General features: G+C 70.1%; 14 protein-coding genes. 1 reads left to right on the forward strand and 13 read right to left on the reverse strand.

What is annotated here, in order from left to right; all coding sequences use genetic code 11:
* Positions 1–14 precede the first annotated feature (14 nt).
* From FJ694_RS10980 to FJ694_RS11040, 13 genes are all read right to left on the reverse strand, one after another.
* On the reverse strand, positions 15–1,547 hold the full coding sequence (locus tag FJ694_RS10980; protein WP_157266966.1) for a class I adenylate-forming enzyme family protein: 1,533 nt from the start codon (positions 1,545–1,547) through the stop codon (positions 15–17).
* A 62-nt stretch (positions 1,548–1,609) separates the two neighbouring features.
* Positions 1,610–2,536 carry a 2-hydroxyacid dehydrogenase gene (locus FJ694_RS10985; protein ID WP_157266969.1) on the reverse strand — a complete coding sequence of 309 codons (927 nt, stop codon included), beginning with the start codon at positions 2,534–2,536 and terminating at the stop codon, positions 1,610–1,612.
* Positions 2,537–2,544: 8 nt separating this feature from the next.
* Entirely contained in the window at positions 2,545–3,315 is a 771-nt protein-coding gene (locus tag FJ694_RS10990; protein WP_157266972.1) for a class II aldolase/adducin family protein, read from the reverse strand.
* Positions 3,316–3,545: 230 nt separating this feature from the next.
* Positions 3,546–4,556 (reverse strand): NADP-dependent oxidoreductase, encoded by a 1,011-nt coding sequence (locus tag FJ694_RS10995; RefSeq protein WP_375140208.1) that lies wholly within the window; start codon positions 4,554–4,556, stop codon positions 3,546–3,548.
* Between the two features lie 73 nt (positions 4,557–4,629).
* Positions 4,630–5,607 (reverse strand): tripartite tricarboxylate transporter substrate binding protein, encoded by a 978-nt coding sequence (locus FJ694_RS11000; protein WP_157266978.1) that lies wholly within the window; start codon positions 5,605–5,607, stop codon positions 4,630–4,632.
* A gap of 51 nt (positions 5,608–5,658) precedes the next feature.
* Positions 5,659–6,108 (reverse strand): MaoC family dehydratase, encoded by a 450-nt coding sequence (locus FJ694_RS11005; RefSeq protein WP_157266981.1) that lies wholly within the window; start codon positions 6,106–6,108, stop codon positions 5,659–5,661.
* Complete coding sequence (locus tag FJ694_RS11010) at positions 6,105–7,091, reverse strand: NADPH:quinone oxidoreductase family protein (RefSeq protein WP_157266984.1); 987 nt, start codon at positions 7,089–7,091, stop codon at positions 6,105–6,107. Before FJ694_RS11010 ends, FJ694_RS11005 begins: the two co-directional genes overlap by 4 nt.
* A complete protein-coding gene (locus FJ694_RS11015) occupies positions 7,088–8,761 on the reverse strand; it encodes a long-chain fatty acid--CoA ligase (protein WP_157266987.1) in 1,674 nt (557 codons plus the stop codon). Before FJ694_RS11015 ends, FJ694_RS11010 begins: the two co-directional genes overlap by 4 nt.
* Positions 8,762–8,765: 4 nt before the next feature.
* Positions 8,766–9,989 carry an acyl-CoA dehydrogenase family protein gene (locus tag FJ694_RS11020; RefSeq protein ID WP_157266990.1) on the reverse strand — a complete coding sequence of 408 codons (1,224 nt, stop codon included), beginning with the start codon at positions 9,987–9,989 and terminating at the stop codon, positions 8,766–8,768.
* Between the two features lie 11 nt (positions 9,990–10,000).
* Complete coding sequence (locus tag FJ694_RS11025) at positions 10,001–11,065, reverse strand: phosphotransferase (RefSeq protein ID WP_157266993.1); 1,065 nt, start codon at positions 11,063–11,065, stop codon at positions 10,001–10,003.
* A gap of 14 nt (positions 11,066–11,079) precedes the next feature.
* Positions 11,080–11,853, reverse strand: a complete 774-nt coding sequence (locus tag FJ694_RS11030; protein ID WP_157266997.1) for an SDR family oxidoreductase — start codon at positions 11,851–11,853, stop codon at positions 11,080–11,082.
* A 67-nt stretch (positions 11,854–11,920) separates the two neighbouring features.
* The gene (locus tag FJ694_RS11035; protein ID WP_157267000.1) at positions 11,921–13,099 is read right to left on the reverse strand and encodes an acetyl-CoA C-acyltransferase; all 1,179 of its coding nucleotides are present in this window, start codon (positions 13,097–13,099) and stop codon (positions 11,921–11,923) included.
* Positions 13,100–13,133: 34 nt separating this feature from the next.
* Entirely contained in the window at positions 13,134–15,227 is a 2,094-nt protein-coding gene (locus tag FJ694_RS11040; RefSeq protein ID WP_157267003.1) for a 3-hydroxyacyl-CoA dehydrogenase NAD-binding domain-containing protein, read from the reverse strand.
* A 240-nt stretch (positions 15,228–15,467) separates the two neighbouring features.
* Between FJ694_RS11040 and FJ694_RS11045 the strand changes: the two genes are divergently transcribed.
* Positions 15,468–17,270 carry an acyl-CoA dehydrogenase gene (locus FJ694_RS11045; RefSeq protein ID WP_157267006.1) on the forward strand — a complete coding sequence of 601 codons (1,803 nt, stop codon included), beginning with the start codon at positions 15,468–15,470 and terminating at the stop codon, positions 17,268–17,270.

Below are 17,270 nucleotides of genomic sequence, written 5' to 3' on the forward strand. Positions count from 1 at the left end.
TCTCCTTGGCGTGATCAGGCGGCCTGGTGCCGCTCGCGCAGCTCCCGTTTGAGCACCTTGCCGATGGCGCTGCGCGGCAGCTCGTTGATGAAATGCAATGACTGCAGCCGCTGCATCCTGCCCAGCCGTGCGTTGGTCCACTGCAGCAATTCGTCTTCGTCCATGGCATGGCCTTCGCGCCTGACGACGAAGCCCACCGGTGTCTCGCCCCAACGCGCGCTGGGTGCGCCCACCACCGCGGCGTCGGCCACGGCCGGATGCTCGCGCAACGTGGCCTCCAGGTCGCTCGGGTAGATGTTGAAGCCGCCGGAGATGATCAGGTCCTTGCGCCGGTCCAGCAGCGTCAGGAAGCCGTCGGCATCGAAGCGTCCGATGTCACCGGTGCGGATGAAGCGCTTGCCCGTGGCATCGAACCATTCAGCCTCGCGCGTCGCATCGGGGCGCTTGTGATAGCCGCGCATCATCCCGGCGGAGTGGCCCACCACCTCGCCGACGGCGGCCGGGTCGCCGGCCGGCAGCTCGCGCCCCTCGGCATCGACCAACCGCAGCTCATGCCCCGGCGCCGGGCGACCCACGGTGTGCAGCTTGTCGGGATGCAGGTGCGCCTCCAGCACGCAGCTGCCGCCGCCCTCGGTCATGCCATAGAACTCCACCAGCCCACCCGGCCAGCGCCGCAGCACCTCGGCCTTGAGCTCGGCCCCAAACGGCGCGCTGGTGCAGAACTTGTAGCGGGTGGACGAAAGATCGAAGGTGTCGAATTCCGGCAGCGCCATCAACCGCTGGTACTGCACCGGCACCAGCATGGTGTGCGTCATGCGGTGCTTCTGCGCCAGTTCCAGGGTGCCACGGGCGTCGAACCTGGGCATCAGCACCACGCAGCCGCCAAAGGCCAGCGTGGGGAAGAACACCACCAGCGTGGTGTTGGAGTACAGCGGCGTGGACAGCAGCGTGACGGTGTCGCCCGCGTAGCCATAGCGCGCGGCACGCAGGGCATAGGCCCAGCGCATCGAATGCGGCTGCACGATGCCCTTGGGCTCGCCGGTGGTGCCCGAGGAATAGATGATGTTGAAGGGCCACTCGGGTTGGATCTCGACCGCGGCGGGCTGCCCGGCGCCTTCCAGCCACTCGGACAGCGCGCGCCCCGCAGCCGAGCCGTCGAGCGCGATGCGCGGCGGACCGCCCTCGCCCGGCTGGACCGAGGCGTCGAGGAACAGCAGCTTGGCGTCGGCGTCCGCGAGCATGCGCTGCAGGCTCTCGGGCGTGGCGCCCGGCGCCAGCGGCGCCACCACCGCGCCGGCACGCAGCGCCCCCAGGAACAGGGCCGCGTATTCGACCGAGGTGGCAGCGCACACCGCGACCGCGTCGCCAGGCCGGATGCCGTCACGCTGCAGCGCCGCGGCGATGCGGTCCATCAGCGCATCGAGCTGCGCGTAATTCAGCCGGCAGCCGGCCACCACCAGCGCCGTCCTTTCGGGTGCGAGTCGGGCATGCAGCCGGATGCGCTCCGGCATGGCATCGAAGCCGGGCAGGTTGCTGGTGTCGGTCATGAAGCGTTCCTTGACGAGGACAGGGCTGGCCGCGGCGCTGGGCACCTGCGTTGGTGAGGGGCTCAGTAGCCCGCCTGGCGATCCACGGCGTGGGGCTGCGGCAGGCCGGCGCGGGCACGCCGCAGCGCGTCCAGGCATTGCTCGGCCACGGTCTGGAAGGCGGCCTGCGCCGCGATGTGCGGCGTGGCCAGCACTTTGGGATGCGTCCACACCCAGTTGTCCGGTGCCGGGGGCTCGCGCTCGAACACGTCCAGCGCGGCGCCGGCCAGGTGCCCCTCATCGAGCAGCGCGCGCAGGTGCGGCTCGACCACATGCTCGCCACGTCCGACGTTGACCAGGAAGGCCCCGCGCGGCAGCGCGCCGAGCGTGTGGAGGTCCAGCAGCGCGCGCGTATCGGGCGTCAGCGGCAGCGCGTTGACCAGGATGTCGCTGCGCGCCAGCAGCGCACCCAGCTGCTTGCGACCCGCGAACACCTGCACCCCGGGCAACTCGCGCGGGCGGCGCACCCAGCCTGCCACTTCGAAACCCAGCGCCGCAAAGGCACGTGCGATCGCCTGCCCCACCGCCCCCAGACCCAGCACCACGACCCGACACGCCCCGGGAGAGCGCACCGGGTGGCGCAGCCACTGCGCGCGCGCCTGCTGTGCCTCGTAGCGCGGCAGCTCGCGGGTGAAGCGCAGCGTGCAGGCGACCACGTACTGCGCGATCTGCACCGCCTGCAGCGGGTCCACCACGCGGGTGACGGGCGTCGCCGCAGGCAGATCGTCCACCATCAGCTTGTCCACGCCCGCGCCGGTGGAGCACAGCACGCGCAAGCCCGGGTAGCGCGGCAGGATGCCGGGCTTGAGCCGCCAGGCCAGCAGCGCCTCGACGCGGCGGGGGTCGAAGTCATCGCCCTCCGTCCACACCGGTGTGTCGCCCGCGATCGCACGCAGCGCCTCGACGAAGGGTTGCGCCGGCAAGGGACGGGACAGCACCAGGATTGCCATGGCGGACCTCAGGCGTCGTAGCCGGGCAGGCGGCGGTCCAGGCGGCGCAGCAGGGCGGGCCACACCAGGTCCGCGCCCTGGCCGCGCGTGACCTCGCGGCTTTGCTGTGGCATGCCGTCGACGATGTCCTGCGGCACCTCCACGAGCGCGCCGCCGCCAGCCTGCGCCAACACCTGGATGCGGCAGGCCGCCTCCAGCAGGTACATGCCGTTGAAGGCCTCCGCCGCGCTGCGGCCGCAGGCGAGCAGGCCGTGATTGCGCAGGATCATCAAGTTGCGCGAGCCCAGGTCGGCCACCAGGCGAGCCTTCTCGTCCTCGCGCAGAGCCAAGCCCTCGTAGGCGTGATAGGCCAGGCGCGGCAGCACCAACGCCGCCTGCTGCGAAATCGGCCGCAAGCCGCCAGCCTGCGCGGATACCGCCGTACCGTGCAGCGAGTGCGTGTGCAGCACGCAGTTCACGCCCGGGCGGCCGGCATGCACCGCGCTGTGGATGACGAAGCCCGCGGGGTTGATGTCGAAGGGGCTGTCCATCAACGGCCGGCCCTCGTGGTCCACCTTCACCAGGCTGGAGGCCGTGATCTCGTCGAAGCCCAGCCCGTAGGGGTTGATGAGGAACTGCTCGGGCTGCCCGGGCACCCGCAACGAGATGTGCGTGAACACCAGGTCGTCCCAGCCAAACAGCGCCACCAGCCGGTAGCACGCGGCCAGGTCCACACGCGCCCGCCATTCCTGCGGCGTCACGGCCTCGCGCAGGTTGGTGATGTCCAGGGTCCGGGTCATGATATGCATCCTTACGGTTCCAGCAGAATTTACTTCTGCTATGCGGAATCTACAGACATGATCTTGGCATGGCAACCGGACTGACCCTGGTGGCCTACATGCTCAGTCAATTAAACCAATCGAGGAGGGATGCCCGCAGAGTGTCATTGCGACCGGTTCCGCGATCAGTCAATATGTTCCGCCATGCAGAACTTAACGGGAGAGCAGCGCGGCGGCACGGCCGCCGGAATTCAGACCAGCCGCACCAGCTGCTTGCCGAAGTTGCGGCCCTGCAGCATGCCCAGGAAGGCGTCTGGGGCGGCCTCCAGGCCCTGGGCCACGCTCTCGCGGTACTTCAGCTCGCCGCCGCCGACCAACTCAGCCAGCTCCTGCAGCGCCTGCGGCCACACCGCCGGGTGCTCGCTGACGATGAAGCCCTCGATGCGCATGCGGTTGGTGAGGATGAGCCGCGGGTTCGCCATCGGGATGTCCTCGCCGCCATAGCCGGCGATCAGGCCGCACAGCGCCACGCGGCTGAAGGCATTGGCGTTGAGCATCACGGCGTCGAGGATGCGTCCGCCAACGTTCTCGAAGTTGCCGTCGATGCCCTGCGGGCAGGCCTCGCGCAGTGCCGCCGCCAGCGACGCGAGGTCGGCATGCGCGCGATGGTCCACGCAGGCGTCGAAGCCCAGCTCCTCCACCACGAAGCGGCATTTCTCGGAACCGCCGGCAATGCCCACGGCCCGGGCACCGCGCCGCTTCGCCAGCTGCCCCACCACGCCGCCGACGGCGCCGCTGGCCGCGCTGACCACCACGGTCTGCCCCGGCTGCGGGTCAAGGATGCGGTTGAGGCCGTACCAGGCCGTGACGCCCGGCATGCCGACCACGCCCAGGTAGGCCTGCAGCGGGACGCGGCGGTCGTCCACCCTGCGCAGCGCGCCGGGGCGGGAAGGGTCCGCCACCTGGTAGAGCTGCCAGCCGCCCATGCCCACCACCTTGTCGCCCGGCGCGAATTTCGGGTGGCGCGACTCGACCACCTCGCCCGCGGTGCCGCCGAGCATGACTTCGCCCAGCGGCTGCGCCGCCGCGTAGCTCTTGGCGTCGCTCATGCGCCCGCGCATGTACGGATCCAGGCTCAGCCAGTGATGGTGCACCAGCACCTGCCCGTCCTGCAGCGGCGGCAGCGGCGTCTCGACCAGCCTGAAGTTGTCGGTGCTCGCCGCGGCCTGGGGGCGCGAGGCAAGCAGGATTTGCCGGTTCATCAAGGTCATCGCAAGGCTCCCGGGAAAAAGGGGCGCCCCAAGCGCCCCCACAGGAAAACGGTCCAGCCCCGGCTCATTTCATTGCCAGGCCCAGCCGCTCGATCAGCGCCTTGTCGCGCTGGAAGGTCTCGGCAGCCCACTTGCGGTAGTCCTCGCCGCTGCGGTACCAGGGCTGCTGGTTGAGCTGCTCCAGCACCTCCTGGTGCCGCGGGTCGTCCATCGCCTTCTTGAACGCCTCGTGCAGCGTCTTCATCACGGCCGGGTCCATGCCCTTGGGGCCGACGATGCCGTAGGGCGAGGCGGACACCACGTTGTAGCCCAGCTCCTTGGCCGTGGGCACGCTGGGCCAGCGCTTGGTGCGCTGCTCGCCGAAGGTCAGCAGCAGCCGCATCTGCCCGCCGTCCACGAACTTGTCCCAGCCGGTGGCGTCGCTCTGCGCGCTGACATGCCCGCCCAGCAAGGCCTGCTGCAAGTCGGCGTTGCCCTTGAAGGGCACGTGCGTGAGCTGCACCTTGGCGTTCTCGGCCAGCTCCTCCATCAGCAAGTGCGGGCTGGTGCCGATGCCCGTGGAGCCGTAGTCCACCTTGCCGGGCGCCTTGCGTGCGGCCTCGATGTAGTCGTTGAAGCTCTTGTAGGGCGAGTCGGCGCGCACCGTGAAGCCGAAGGTGTAGCCCGAGACGCCGATGATGTAGCTGAAGTCGTTGAGCGGGTTCCAGGCCGTTTTCTGCATGTGCGGCACGCGCAGCATGCCCATGGGGAACTGGGCGATGGTGTAGCCATCGGGCTTGGCGGTCTGCGCCATCATGCCCGGGCCCAGCGTGCCGCCGGCGCCGGGCTTGTTCTCGACGATGATGTTCTGCCCCAGCTGCTTGGAGGCGAGCTCGGCCAGCAGCCGCATGTGCCGGTCGGTGGAGCCGCCCGCGGGCCAGGGCACGATCAGCGTGATCGGCTTGGCTGGAAAGCCCTGCGCCAGCGCGGCGCCGGCCGGGGCCAGCAGCGCGGCGGCGTAGCCGGCCAGCAGCAGGCGGCGGGTCTTGGAGGTTGCGGTCATCGTTGTCTCCGGTTGGTGCGGCCCTCGGTGGGGCCATCGAGAAAATGCGTTTCAGCGGTAGCGGCGCGACAGCGTCTCGGCCACGCACACCGGCTTGTCGCTGCCCTGGCGTTCGACGCGCGCTTCGAGGGTGAGCTGCAGCCCGCCCTCGCAGGGCTCGCAGCGCAGCAGCGTGAAGTGCCCGCGCAGCAAGCTGTCCACGGGCACCGGCGCCGGAAAGCGCACGCGGTTGAGGCCGTAGTTCACGCCCATGCGGCTGTCGGCCAAGCGAAAGGCCGTGGCCGACAGGGCCGGCAGCAGCGACAGCGTCAGGTAGCCATGCGCCACCGTGCCGCCGAAGGGCCCGGCCGCGGCACGCGCCGGGTCCACGTGGATCCACTGCGCGTCGCCGGTGGCCTGCGCGAAGCGGTCGATGCGGTCCTGGTCCACCTGGAGCCATCCACTGCTGCCCAGCGGCCGGCCAACCAGCGCCGGGAGCTCATCCATCTGGTAGCTGTTCATGCGTCAGCCCCCGGCAGCACGACCAGCTTGCCCATCGCCTGCCGGTCGGCCAGGCGCTGGATGGCCGCGGCGGCATGGTCCAGCGGCACGCGCTCGGTGATGGCAGGCCTGAGCAGCCCCTGCTCGAACCAGCGCCCCAGCTGCGCCATGTTGGCCTCGTGTTGCGCCGGGTCGCGGCGCATGGCCTCGCCCCAGAACACGCCCAGGATCTGCCGCTCCTTGAGCAGCGCGAGATTGAGCGGCAGGCGCGGGATCTCGCCCGCCGCGAAGCCGACCACCAGGTAGCGCCCGCGCCAGGCCGTGGCCCGCAGCGCCGGCTCGGCATGGACGCCACCCACGGCGTCATAGACCACGTCGGCCCCCTGCCCGTCCGTCAGCGCCTCCACCCGGCGCCGCCACTCGGGCTGGGTGTAGTCGATGGTCGCATCGGCGCCGCTGCGGCGGCACAGCGCCAGCTTTTCTTCGCTGGAGGCCGCCGCGATCACGCGCGCGCCCAGCGCCCGGCCGATCTCGATGGCCGCCAGCCCCACGCCCCCTGCGGCGCCCAGCACCAGCAGCGTTTCGCCGGCCTGCAGCCGACCCACCTGCTGCAGCGCGTGCAGCGAGGTGCCGTAGGTCAGCACGAAGGCCGCGCCGTGCTCAAAGTCCATGCCCTGCGGCAGCCGGGACACCTTCGCGGCCTGCGCCAGGCACAGCTCCGCGAAGGCACCGTGGCCGGTGGAGGCCACCACCGTGTCGCCGACGCTGAAGCCTTGCACGCCCGGCCCCAGCGCTCGCACGACGCCCGCGGCCTCGGCCCCCGGCGCGAAGGGCAGTTCGGGCCGCACCTGGTAGCGGCCCTGCACGATCAGCGCGTCGGGGAAGTTCACCGACGCGGCCTTCACCTCGATCAGCACTTGGCCCTCGCCCGGCACCGGGTCGGGCAGCGTGCCCGGGCGCAAGTCGGCGATCGGCCCGAAGGCGCTGCACACCAGGGCCTTCATGCGCGCGCTCCTGAGTTCCCAGCCTCGGTCTCTTGCAGCTGGCGCCACATCACCTTGCCCGAGCCCGACTTGGGCAGCGCGCTGACGAACTGCACGATGCGCGGGCTCTTGTAGGCCGCCATGTGCTCGTGCGCCCAGTCGATCAGGTCCTGCTCGGTCAAATGCTCGAACCCCGGGCGCAGCACCACCACCGCCTTGACGGTCTCCCCGCGCTTGGCATCGGGGGCGGCGATCACGCAGGCCTCCTGCACCGCCGGGTGGTGGTACATCAGCGCCTCGACCTCGGCCGGCCAGACCTTGTAGCCCGAGGCGTTGATCATGCGCTTGAGGCGGTCGGTCATGAAGAAGTAGCCGTCCTCATCGATGCGCGCGAGGTCGCCGGTGCGCAGGAAGCGCTTGCCGTCCAGCTCGACGAAGGCCCCGGCGTTGGCGCCCGGATTGTTCCAGTAGCCCTGCATCACCTGCGGGCCGTGCACGACGATCTCGCCGCTCTCGCCCTGCGGCAGCGCCTGCAGCGTCACGGGGTCGATGATGCGGGCATCGACGTCGAACACCGGGATGCCCAGGCACTGCGGCTTGGGCCGCTGCGGCGGGTTGATGTGCGTGGCCGCCATGGTTTCGGACATGCCGTAGCCCTCGACGAAGTCCAGCCCCGTGAGCTCCTTGAGCCGCTGCGCCACGGCCTCGGGCATGGCCGCGCCGCCGCCGCGGATGCCCTGCAGGCTGGAGAGGTCGTATGCCGGCAGCCGGGGGTTGGCCACGAAGTCCACCACCATCGCCGTGATCGCCTGCCACACCGTGACGCGGTAGCGCTGCATCAGCGCCGCCGCGGCGTCGCGGTCCCAGCGCGGCAGCACCACGACGGTGGCGCCCACGTAAAGCGGCCCGTTCATGCTGCCCGACAGCCCGGTGACGTGGAAGAAGGGCAGCGCCGCCAGGTACACCGCGTCCTGCGTGCGCGAAAACCAGGTGGTGCCGCCCACCAGCGTGCTCATCACGCTGCGGTGGGTGTGGACGCAACCCTTGGGGTTGCCGGTGGTGCCCGAGGTGTAGGGCATCACGGCCGGGTCGTCCGGACCAGCCTGCATGGGCAGCGGCCGCAGCCGGCGCGCCAGCGCGCCGCCCCACGCCGTGAGGCGCGGATCGTCCAGCGGGATGCGCGGCGCGGACACGAAGTCGGGCACGCGCAGGTCGGTCGGCGCGGTCAGGTGGTCGCCGTAGGTGGCTACGAGGACGCGCTCCAGACCCCGCCCCAGCAGCGGCCGCACCTCGTCCAGCAACTCCTGCCCGACGACAGCCACCGTGGCCCCGCTGTCCGCCGCCAGGTGCCTCAGCTCCTCGCAACGGTTCATCGGGTTCACCGGCACCACCACCGCGTCGGCACGCAGGATGGCGTAGAAGGCCAGCACCCACTGCGGGCTGTTCTGCATGTCCAGCAGCACGCGGTCGCCGCGCTTCACGCCGGCCTCGTGCTGCAGCCAGCCGGCCAGCGTCTCGGCCTCCTCGCGGAACTGCGCGAAGGTCAGCACCGAGTCGTAGAAGACGATGAAGGGCTTGTCGGGAAAGCGGGTGGCCGACACCTCGGCGTTGTAGAACAGGTGCGTCTGCGGCAGCGTCAGGTGCCGCGGCACGCCCGGCGGCCAGTGCGCGAAATGCAATTGCTCGGCCATGGCGTCAGTGCTCCTGGTGGCGGGCGAGCTCCATCTTGGCGATGGCGTTGCGATGCACCTCGTCGGGCCCGTCGGCAAAGCGCAGCGTGCGGGTGCTGGCCCAGGCGCGGGCCAGGCCGAGGTCGTCGCTGACGGCGCCGCCGCCGTGCAGCTGCATCGCCCAGTCGATCACCTGCAGCGCCATGGACGGGGCCGCGACCTTGATCATCGCGATCTCCTGGCGCGCGGCCTTGTTGCCCACGGTGTCCATCTTCCAGGCCGCGTGGAGCACCAGCAGCCGCGCCTGATCGATGAGGATGCGCGACTGCGCGATGCGCTCGCGCGTGACACCCTGGTCGGCGAGCTTGCGGCCGAAGGCGGTGCGCTGCAGCGAGCGCCGGCACATTGCCTCCAGCGCGCGCTCGGCGCGGCCGATGACGCGCATGCAGTGGTGGATGCGCCCGGGGCCCAGCCGCCCCTGCGCGATCTCGAAGCCGCGGCCCTCGCCCAGCAGCATGTTGGCCGCGGGCACGCGCACGTTCTCGAACAGCACCTCGGCATGGCCGTGCGGCGCATCGTCGTAGCCGAACACCGGCAGGTGGCGCAGCACCTTGACGCCCGGCGTTTCCATGGGCACCAGGATCATCGACTGCTGCTTGTGGCGGTCGGGATGATCGGGATCGCTCTTGCCCATGAAGATCAGGATCTCGCAGCGCGGGTCGTTGGCGCCCGACGTCCACCACTTGCGGCCGTTGATCACGTACTCGTCACCGTCGCGCTCGATGCGCGCCTCGATGTTGGTGGCGTCGGAGGAAGCGACATCGGGCTCGGTCATGGCGAAACCCGAGCGGATGCGGCCATCGAGCAAGGGCAGCAGCCAGCGCTCCTGCTGCTCGGCCGAGCCGTAGCGCACCAGCGTCTCCATGTTCCCGGTGTCCGGCGCGGAGCAGTTGAACGGTTCGCTGCCGATGGGCGAGCGGCCCATGAGCTCGCACAGCGGGGCGTACTCCAGGTTGGTGAGACCCGCGCCGTACTTCGACTCGGGCAGGAACAGGTTCCACAGCCCGGCCTCGCGGGCCTTGGTCTTGAGCTCTTCCATCACCGGCGCGGGCTGCCAGGGATTGCCGGCGTCGCGGTGGGCCTGCATCTCGCGCTCGAAGCGTGCCTCGGCCGGGAACACATGCTGGTCCATGAAGGCCGACAGCCGCTGGAGCAGCTCCTTGACCTTGGGCGAATACTCGAAATCCATGCGTTGTCTCCCTAGCGGATGGTTTGCGCCAGCGCCCAGGCCTGCTCGGCCAGCGGGCGGGCACGCTTGCCCGTTTCCACCGCCTGAGCGCTGGAGGCATTGCCCTGCAGCGCACGGTGGGCGACCCCTTGCAGGATGCCGACCAGACGGAACATGTTGAACACGAGGTAGTAGCTCCAGTCGGCCTCGCCCAGCGTCACGCCGCCGCCCATGCGCTCCAGGTAGCAGCGCACGTACCCGGCCTCGGACGGGATGCCCAGTGCCTGCAGGTCCGCGCCGGCCAGGCCGCCGGGTGCGGGCAGCCGCCAGCGCATGCAGTGGTAGGCGAAGTCGGCCAGCGGATCGCCCAGCGTCGAGAGCTCCCAGTCCAGCACGGCCAGGATGCGCGGCTGCGTGGCGTGGAACACCACGTTGTCGAGCCGGAAGTCGCCGTGCACGATGCGCGCCGGTACGGCCGCCGGCAGGTGCCTGGGCAACCAGTCGATCAGCGCATCGGCCGCGGGGATGGGCTCGGTCTCGGCCGCGCGGTACTGCCGCGTCCAGCGCGCCACCTGGCGCTCGATGTAGTGACCCGGCTTGCCGTAGTCCGACAAGCCCACCGCGGCCGGGTCCACCCCATGCAGCGCGGCGATGACGCGGTTCATCTCCCCGTAGTGCGCCGCACGCTCGGCCGGCTCCATGCCCGGCAGGGTGGGGTCCCACAGGATGCGCCCCTCGACGCAGTCCATGACGTAGAAGGCCGAGCCGATCACCGAGGCGTCCTCGCACAGCGCGTGTACGCGCGGCACCGGCACGTCGGTGGCCGCCAACGCCTGCATGACGCGGAACTCCCGTTCCACCGCATGCGCCGAGGGCAGCAATTGCCCCGGGGGCTTGCGCCGCATCACATAGCGCCGCTCGCCCGCCGTGAGCCTGAAGGTGGGATTGGACTGGCCGCCCTTGAACTGCTCGACTTCCAGGGTGCCCTCGAAGCCCGGCACCTGCTCGCGCATCCAGGCCTGCAGGGCCCCGATGTCGAAGGCATGCTGCGGCGCCACTGCTCGGGTGCCGCTGAATTGCGCCTGCGCGTCGTTCATGATGATGGTGGGCCTCACAGCGCCGAGGTGCCGCCGTCCACTGCCAGGTACTGGCCGGTGATGTGGCGGGAGGCCTCGCTGGCCAGGAACACCACGGCGCCCATCAGGTCTTCGTCGCCGCCCAGGCGCCGCAGCGGCGCGCGCGCGACCACCTGCTCGCCGATGCTCTCCAGCAGGCCGGCCGACATCTTCGAAGGGAAGAAGCCGGGGCAGATCGCGTTGACGTTGATGCCATATCGGCCCCACTCCGACGCTAGAGCCCGCGTGAAGTTGATGGCCGCGGCCTTGGAAGTGTTGTAGGCGATGGTGTGCACGCCCGGCGCCATGCCCTTGAGGCCCGCCACCGAGGCGACGTTGACGATCTTGCCGCGCCCGCGCGGGATCATGCAGCGCCGGCCCACCTCGCGCGCCAGGAAGAACGGCGCGTTGACGTTGAGGTTCATCACCTTGTGCCACGCCTCGTCCGGGTACTCCTCGGCCGGCGCCCCCCAGGTGGCCCCGGCGTTGTTGACGAGGATGTCGATGTCGCCGAAGCGCTGCACCACGGCTTCGACCAGCACCGGGATGCGGTCGAACTGCTGCAGGTCGTTGACGATGGCGAGCACCTCGATGCCCTCGGCCTCCAGGGCCGCCTTCGCTTCGGCCAGCTCGCCTTCCTTGCGTGCGCTGATCGCCACCTTGCAGCCCGCTTCGCCCAGTGCCCGGGCCATCTGCAGCCCCAGCCCGCGCGAGCCGCCGGTGACCAGCGCCACCTGGCCGTCGAGCCGGAACAGGTCCATCACGCCCATCAATGTCTCCCGTGTCGTTGCTTGCCTGCCCGGCGGCTGTCCCGCCGGGGAATGAGAACTGCGGTGATCAGCAGACCTCGAACAGCCCGGCCGCGCCCTGGCCGCCGCCGATGCACATCGTCACCACGACGTACCTGGCGCCGCGGCGCTTGCCCTCGATGAGCGCATGCCCGGTCAGCCGGGACCCGCTCACGCCGTAGGGGTGGCCAACGGCGATCGCGCCGCCGTTGACGTTGAGCAGCTCGTCGGGGATGCCCAGCCGGTCGCGGCAATACAGCACCTGGCAGGCGAAGGCCTCGTTGAGCTCCCACAGCCCGATGTCCTCGGCCTTCAGGCCGGCGCGCTGCAGCAGCTTCGGGACGGCGAACACAGGGCCGATGCCCATCTCGTCGGGCTCGCAGCCGGCCACCGCGAAGCCGCGGAAGATCCCAAGCGGCTGCAGGCCCAACTGCTCAGCCCGCTGGGCACTCATCACGACACAAGCGGAAGCGCCGTCGGAGAACTGGCTGGCATTGCCTGCCGTCACCACGCCGCCGGGCAGCGCGGGACGGATGCGGCTCACCGCCACCAGCGTCGCGTCCGGGCGGATGCCCTCGTCGCACGAGATGGTGACCTCGCGGGTCGTGATGCGGCCGCTGGCCTTGTCCACCACACCCATGGTCGTGGTCATGGGCACGATCTCGGCATCGAAGCGCCTGGCCGCCTGCGCCGCGGCGGCGCGCTGCTGGCTCCGCGCGCCGTAGGCGTCCTGCGCTTCCTTGCCGATGCCGTAGCGGCGCGCCACCTGCTCGGCCGTCTGCAGCATGCTCCAGTACAGCCCGGGCTTGTGCTGCAGCAGCCACGGGTCGCGGCGCATGTGCTGGTTGGCCTCGTTCTGCACGCAGGAGATGCTCTCCACGCCGCCGGCGACGAGGGCCTGCACTTCGCCCGCCATCACGCGCTGCGCCGCGATGGCAATGGCCTGCAGCCCCGAGCCGCAGAAGCGGTTGAGGCTCATGCCCGCCGTGGTCACAGGCAGCCCGGCGCGCAGCGCGATGGCGCGCGCGACGTTGCCGCCGGTCGTGCCTTCCAGGAAGCTGGCGCCCATCACCACGTCCTCGATCGCATCCGGGTCCAGGCCCGAGCGCGCCACCGCGTGCTGCACGGCGTGCGCGCCCAGCGTGGCGCCATAGGTCATGTTGAAGGCGCCCTTCCAGCTCTTGGCCAGGCCAGTGCGGGCGGTGGAGACGATGACGGCGTCGGACATGGTGCGGAATTCCTCGTCGGGCAGGCGGTCAGGTTCAGTTGAAGCTGCCACCCTCGGCGGCGAGCTGCAGCAGCAGCGGTGCGGGCGTCCACAGCGCCGGATCGGCGCCGGGCTCAGCGGCAAAGGCCTTCAGGCGGCGCACCACGTAGGGCAAGCCCACCTCGTCGGCGTACTTCATCGGGCCGCCGCGGTGCTTGGGGAAGCCGTAACCATTGAGGTAGACCACGTCGATGTCGGAGGCACGCTGCGCAATGCCTTCGGCCAGGATGCGGGCGCCCTCGTTGACCATCGCGAACACACAGCGCTCGACGATCTCCTGCGCGTCGATGGCGCGCGTGGCGTGGCCGCGCTCGGCGCGCCACTGCTCGATGATCTGCGTGACCATGGGGTCGGGGATCGGGTCGCGCCGACCCGGCTCGTAGCGGTACCACCCCGCCCCGGTCTTCTGCCCGAAGCGACCGGCCTCGCAGACGCGGTCGGCGACGATGCTGAAGTCCTGGCCCGGGTTGGCCGCGGCGCGGCGCTTGCGGCCGGCCCAGCCGATGTCCAGGCCGGCCAGGTCGCCGACGCGGAACAGGCCCATCGCGAAACCGAAGTCTTCCAGCGCTCGGTCCACCTGCTGCGGCAGCGCGCCGCGGTTGAGCAGGTCGTTGGCCGCAGCGCCGTAGCGCGCCAGGATGCGGTTGCCGATGAAACCGTCGCACACGCCCGAGACCACCGCGACCTTCCTGATGCGCCTGGCCAGCTGCATGGCGGTGGCCAGCACCTCGGGCGCGGTGGCGGCGCCGCGCACCACCTCCAGCAGCCGCATCACATTGGCAGGGCTGAAGAAATGCAGCCCGATCACGTCCTGCGGACGCCGCGTGAAGCGTGCAATGGCATCCAGGTCCAGCGCTGAGGTGTTGGACGCCAGGATCGCGCCCGGCTTCATCACCTCGTCCAGCGCGCGGAAGACCTGCTCCTTCACCTCCATGCTCTCGAACACCGCCTCGATGGCGAGGTCGGCGTCGCGCAGCGACTCGTAGCTCAGCGTGGGCGTGATCAGCGCCAGCCGCTGCTCGAACTGCGCCTGGGTCAGCTTGCCCTTCTTCAGCGAGCCTTCGTAGTTGGCGCGGATGGTGTTGAAGCCCTTGTCCAGGGCCGCCTGGCTGGCTTCCAGCAGCATGACCGGGATGCCGGCATTGGCGAAGGCCATGGCGATGCCGCCGCCCATGGTGCCCGCGCCGATGATGCCGACCTGGCGCACCTCGCGCAGCGGCGTGTCTGCCGGCACCGCCACCTTCGAGGCGGCGCGCTCGGCCGCGAACACGTGGCGCAGCGCGCGTGACTCGGGCGTGCTCATCAGGCCCAGGAACAGCTCGCGCTCGAAGCGCAGGCCGTCGTCGAAAGGCAGCGACACGCAGGCCGCCACCGCGTCCACGCATTTCAGCGGCGCCGGCAGGAAGCGGCTCGACGCCTTGACCTGCGTGCGGGCGAACTGCAGGAAGGCTTCCGAGCCGGCCTGCTCCAGCTTCACGTCGCGCAGCCGCTTCAGCGGCCGGCCCTCGGCCACCACCTGCTCGGCAAAGGCAACGGCGGCTCCCACCAGCTCGCCTTCCTTCACCACCGCGTCGAGCAGGCCGGTGCCTTCAAAGCGTGCCGCCGCTTGCGGCTCGCCGGAGAGGATCATGTTCAGTGCCGCCTCCAGCCCGATGGCCCGCGGCAGGCGCTGCGTGCCGCCGGCGCCGGGCAGCAGGCCGAGCTTCACTTCGGGCAGGCCCAGCGAGGCGTCCGCCTTGGCGATGCGGAAATGGCAGCCCAGCGCCAGTTCCATTCCGCCGCCCAGGCAGGTGCCGGCAACGGCAGCCACCACCGGCTTGGTCGAAGACTCCAGCGCCGCGATCAGCGCGGGCAGGTTGGGCTGCTGGCTGGACTTGGGCGTGCCGAACTCGCGTACGTCGGCACCGCCCGAGAACAGCTTCTCGCCGCCCGTGAGCACGATCGCGCGCACTTGTGCATCGGCCAGCGCCTCGTCCAGCAACGCCAGCACGCGGCTGCGCAGCGCATGGCTGATGCCGTTGACCGGCGGGTTGTCCAGCGTGACGACGGCGACGGCGCCATGCCGGATGCAGGAGGCGGGAGCGTTCATGCAGATCCTCAGCAGTGGGTACTTTAAAGTTCTGCAATGCAGAACACTATTCCGAATGAGTCCATGCTAGTGCCCCACCACCACCCTGTAAAGTCACTTCGGGTAAACGCCTAGAGCCTAAGCGCAAGGATGAAAACCCATCCATCTAGCAGTGGTCAGGGCAGACGACATTCAACAAAAATCGGTGCCAAGTTCTGCAATGCAGACTATAGTGAACTCATCGCAACCCTGGACTTGCCGATGCAGGATTCGCCGCTCATCGAACCGCGCGAGTTGCAGTTCCAGCTTTTCGAAGTGCTGGACGCCCTCGCGCTGACCCGCCGTGAACGCCATGCCGAGCACAGCCGGGAGACCTTCGAAGCCGCGGTGGAGGCGGCGCACGAAATCGCGCTGCGCGAGTTCCTGCCGCACAACCGGCTTGCCGACGAGCACGAGCCGCGCTGGGACGGGCAGCGGGTGCAGGTGCTGCCCGAGGTGCAGCGGGCACTGCGCGCCTTCTGCGATGCCGGCTTCACGGCGGCGGACCAGGATGTGGCCGAGGGCGGGATGCAGCTGCCGGTGCTGCTGACCCAGGCTTGCCTGAGCCTGTTCAAGAGCGCCAACACCGCGACGACTTCGTACGTGGGGCTGACGATGGCCAATGCCAACGTCATTGCGCGCTTCGGCACCGCTTCGCAGCGGCACCGCTACCTGAACGCGCTGCGCTCGGGACGCTTCTTCGGCACCATGGCACTGACCGAGCCGCAGGCGGGATCGAGCCTGTCGGACCTCGCCACCACTGCCACGCCGCTGCCCGATGGCCGCTTCGCCCTCAAGGGCCAGAAGGTGTTCATCTCGGGCGGCGACCACGAGCTCGGCGAGAACATCGTTCACCTGGTGCTGGCGCGCATTGCCGGTGCGCCGCCGGGCGTGAAGGGACTGTCGCTGTTCACGGTGCCGAAATGGCATGTCCACGAAGACGGCAGCCTGGGCGAGCGTAACGACGTGGCGCTGGCCGGCCTGATTCACAAGGCCGGCTGGCGCGGCACCACGTCGACGATGCTGTCCTTCGGCGAGCAGGGACGCTGCATCGGCGAGCTCGTAGGCGGGCCGGGCCAGGGCCTGGCATGCATGTTCCACATGATGAACGAGGCGCGCATCGGCGTGGGCATGGGTGCGACGATGCTGGGCTGGCGCGGCCTGCGCGCCTCGCTGCAGTACGCGCGCGAGCGCCGCCAGGGTCGCCCCCCTGGCAGCAAGGATGCGATGCAGCCGCAACTCCCACTGATCGAGCATGCTGATGTGCGCCGCATGCTGCTGGCGCAGAAGGCCTGTGTCGAAGGCGCCTACGCACTGGGCCTGTACTGCGCGCGGCTGGTGGACGAGCAGCGCACGGGTGAGGACGCAGCGGTCCGCGCAGACGCTGGCCGGCTGCTGGAACTGCTCACGCCGGTGGTGAAGTCCTGGCCCGCGCAGTGGTGCCTGGAGGCCAACAGCCTCGCGATGCAGGTGCATGGCGGCTACGGCTACACGCGCGAATACCCGGTGGAGCAATTCTGGCGTGACAACCGCCTCAACATGATCCACGAGGGCTCGCACGGCATCCACGCGCTGGACCTGCTGGGTCGCAAGGCGATGCTGGAGGACGGTGCGGCGCTGGCGGTGCTGGGGCGCGAGTTCGCGGCCACCGTGCAGTCGGCGCAAGTGCGCGAGGCCTTGCGCGAGCACGCCGATGCGCTGGCCACGGCCTGGGCGGACGTGGAACGTACCGTGCATGCGTTGCGCCCGGTGCTGTCAGAGGATGCCGTGCGTGCCCTGGCCAACGCCCATCTGTTCCTGGAGGCTTTCGGCCATACCGTGATGGCCTGGACTTGGCTGCGCCAGGCGGTGGTGGCTGCGGATGCCCTGCCCGGCGCAGCGGCGGCGGACACGCTCTTCTACCGCGGCAAGCTGCAGGCTTGCCACTGGTTCTTCCGCTGGGAGCTGCCGCGCGTGCCGCCGCAGTTGCAGTTGCTGCGGCAACTCGACGACAGCGTGCTGGCGATGCAACCCGACTGGTTCTGA

The sequence above is a fragment of the Azohydromonas aeria genome (assembly GCF_009760915.1).
GTDB classification, from domain to species: Bacteria; Pseudomonadota; Gammaproteobacteria; order Burkholderiales; family Burkholderiaceae_C; genus Azohydromonas; species Azohydromonas aeria.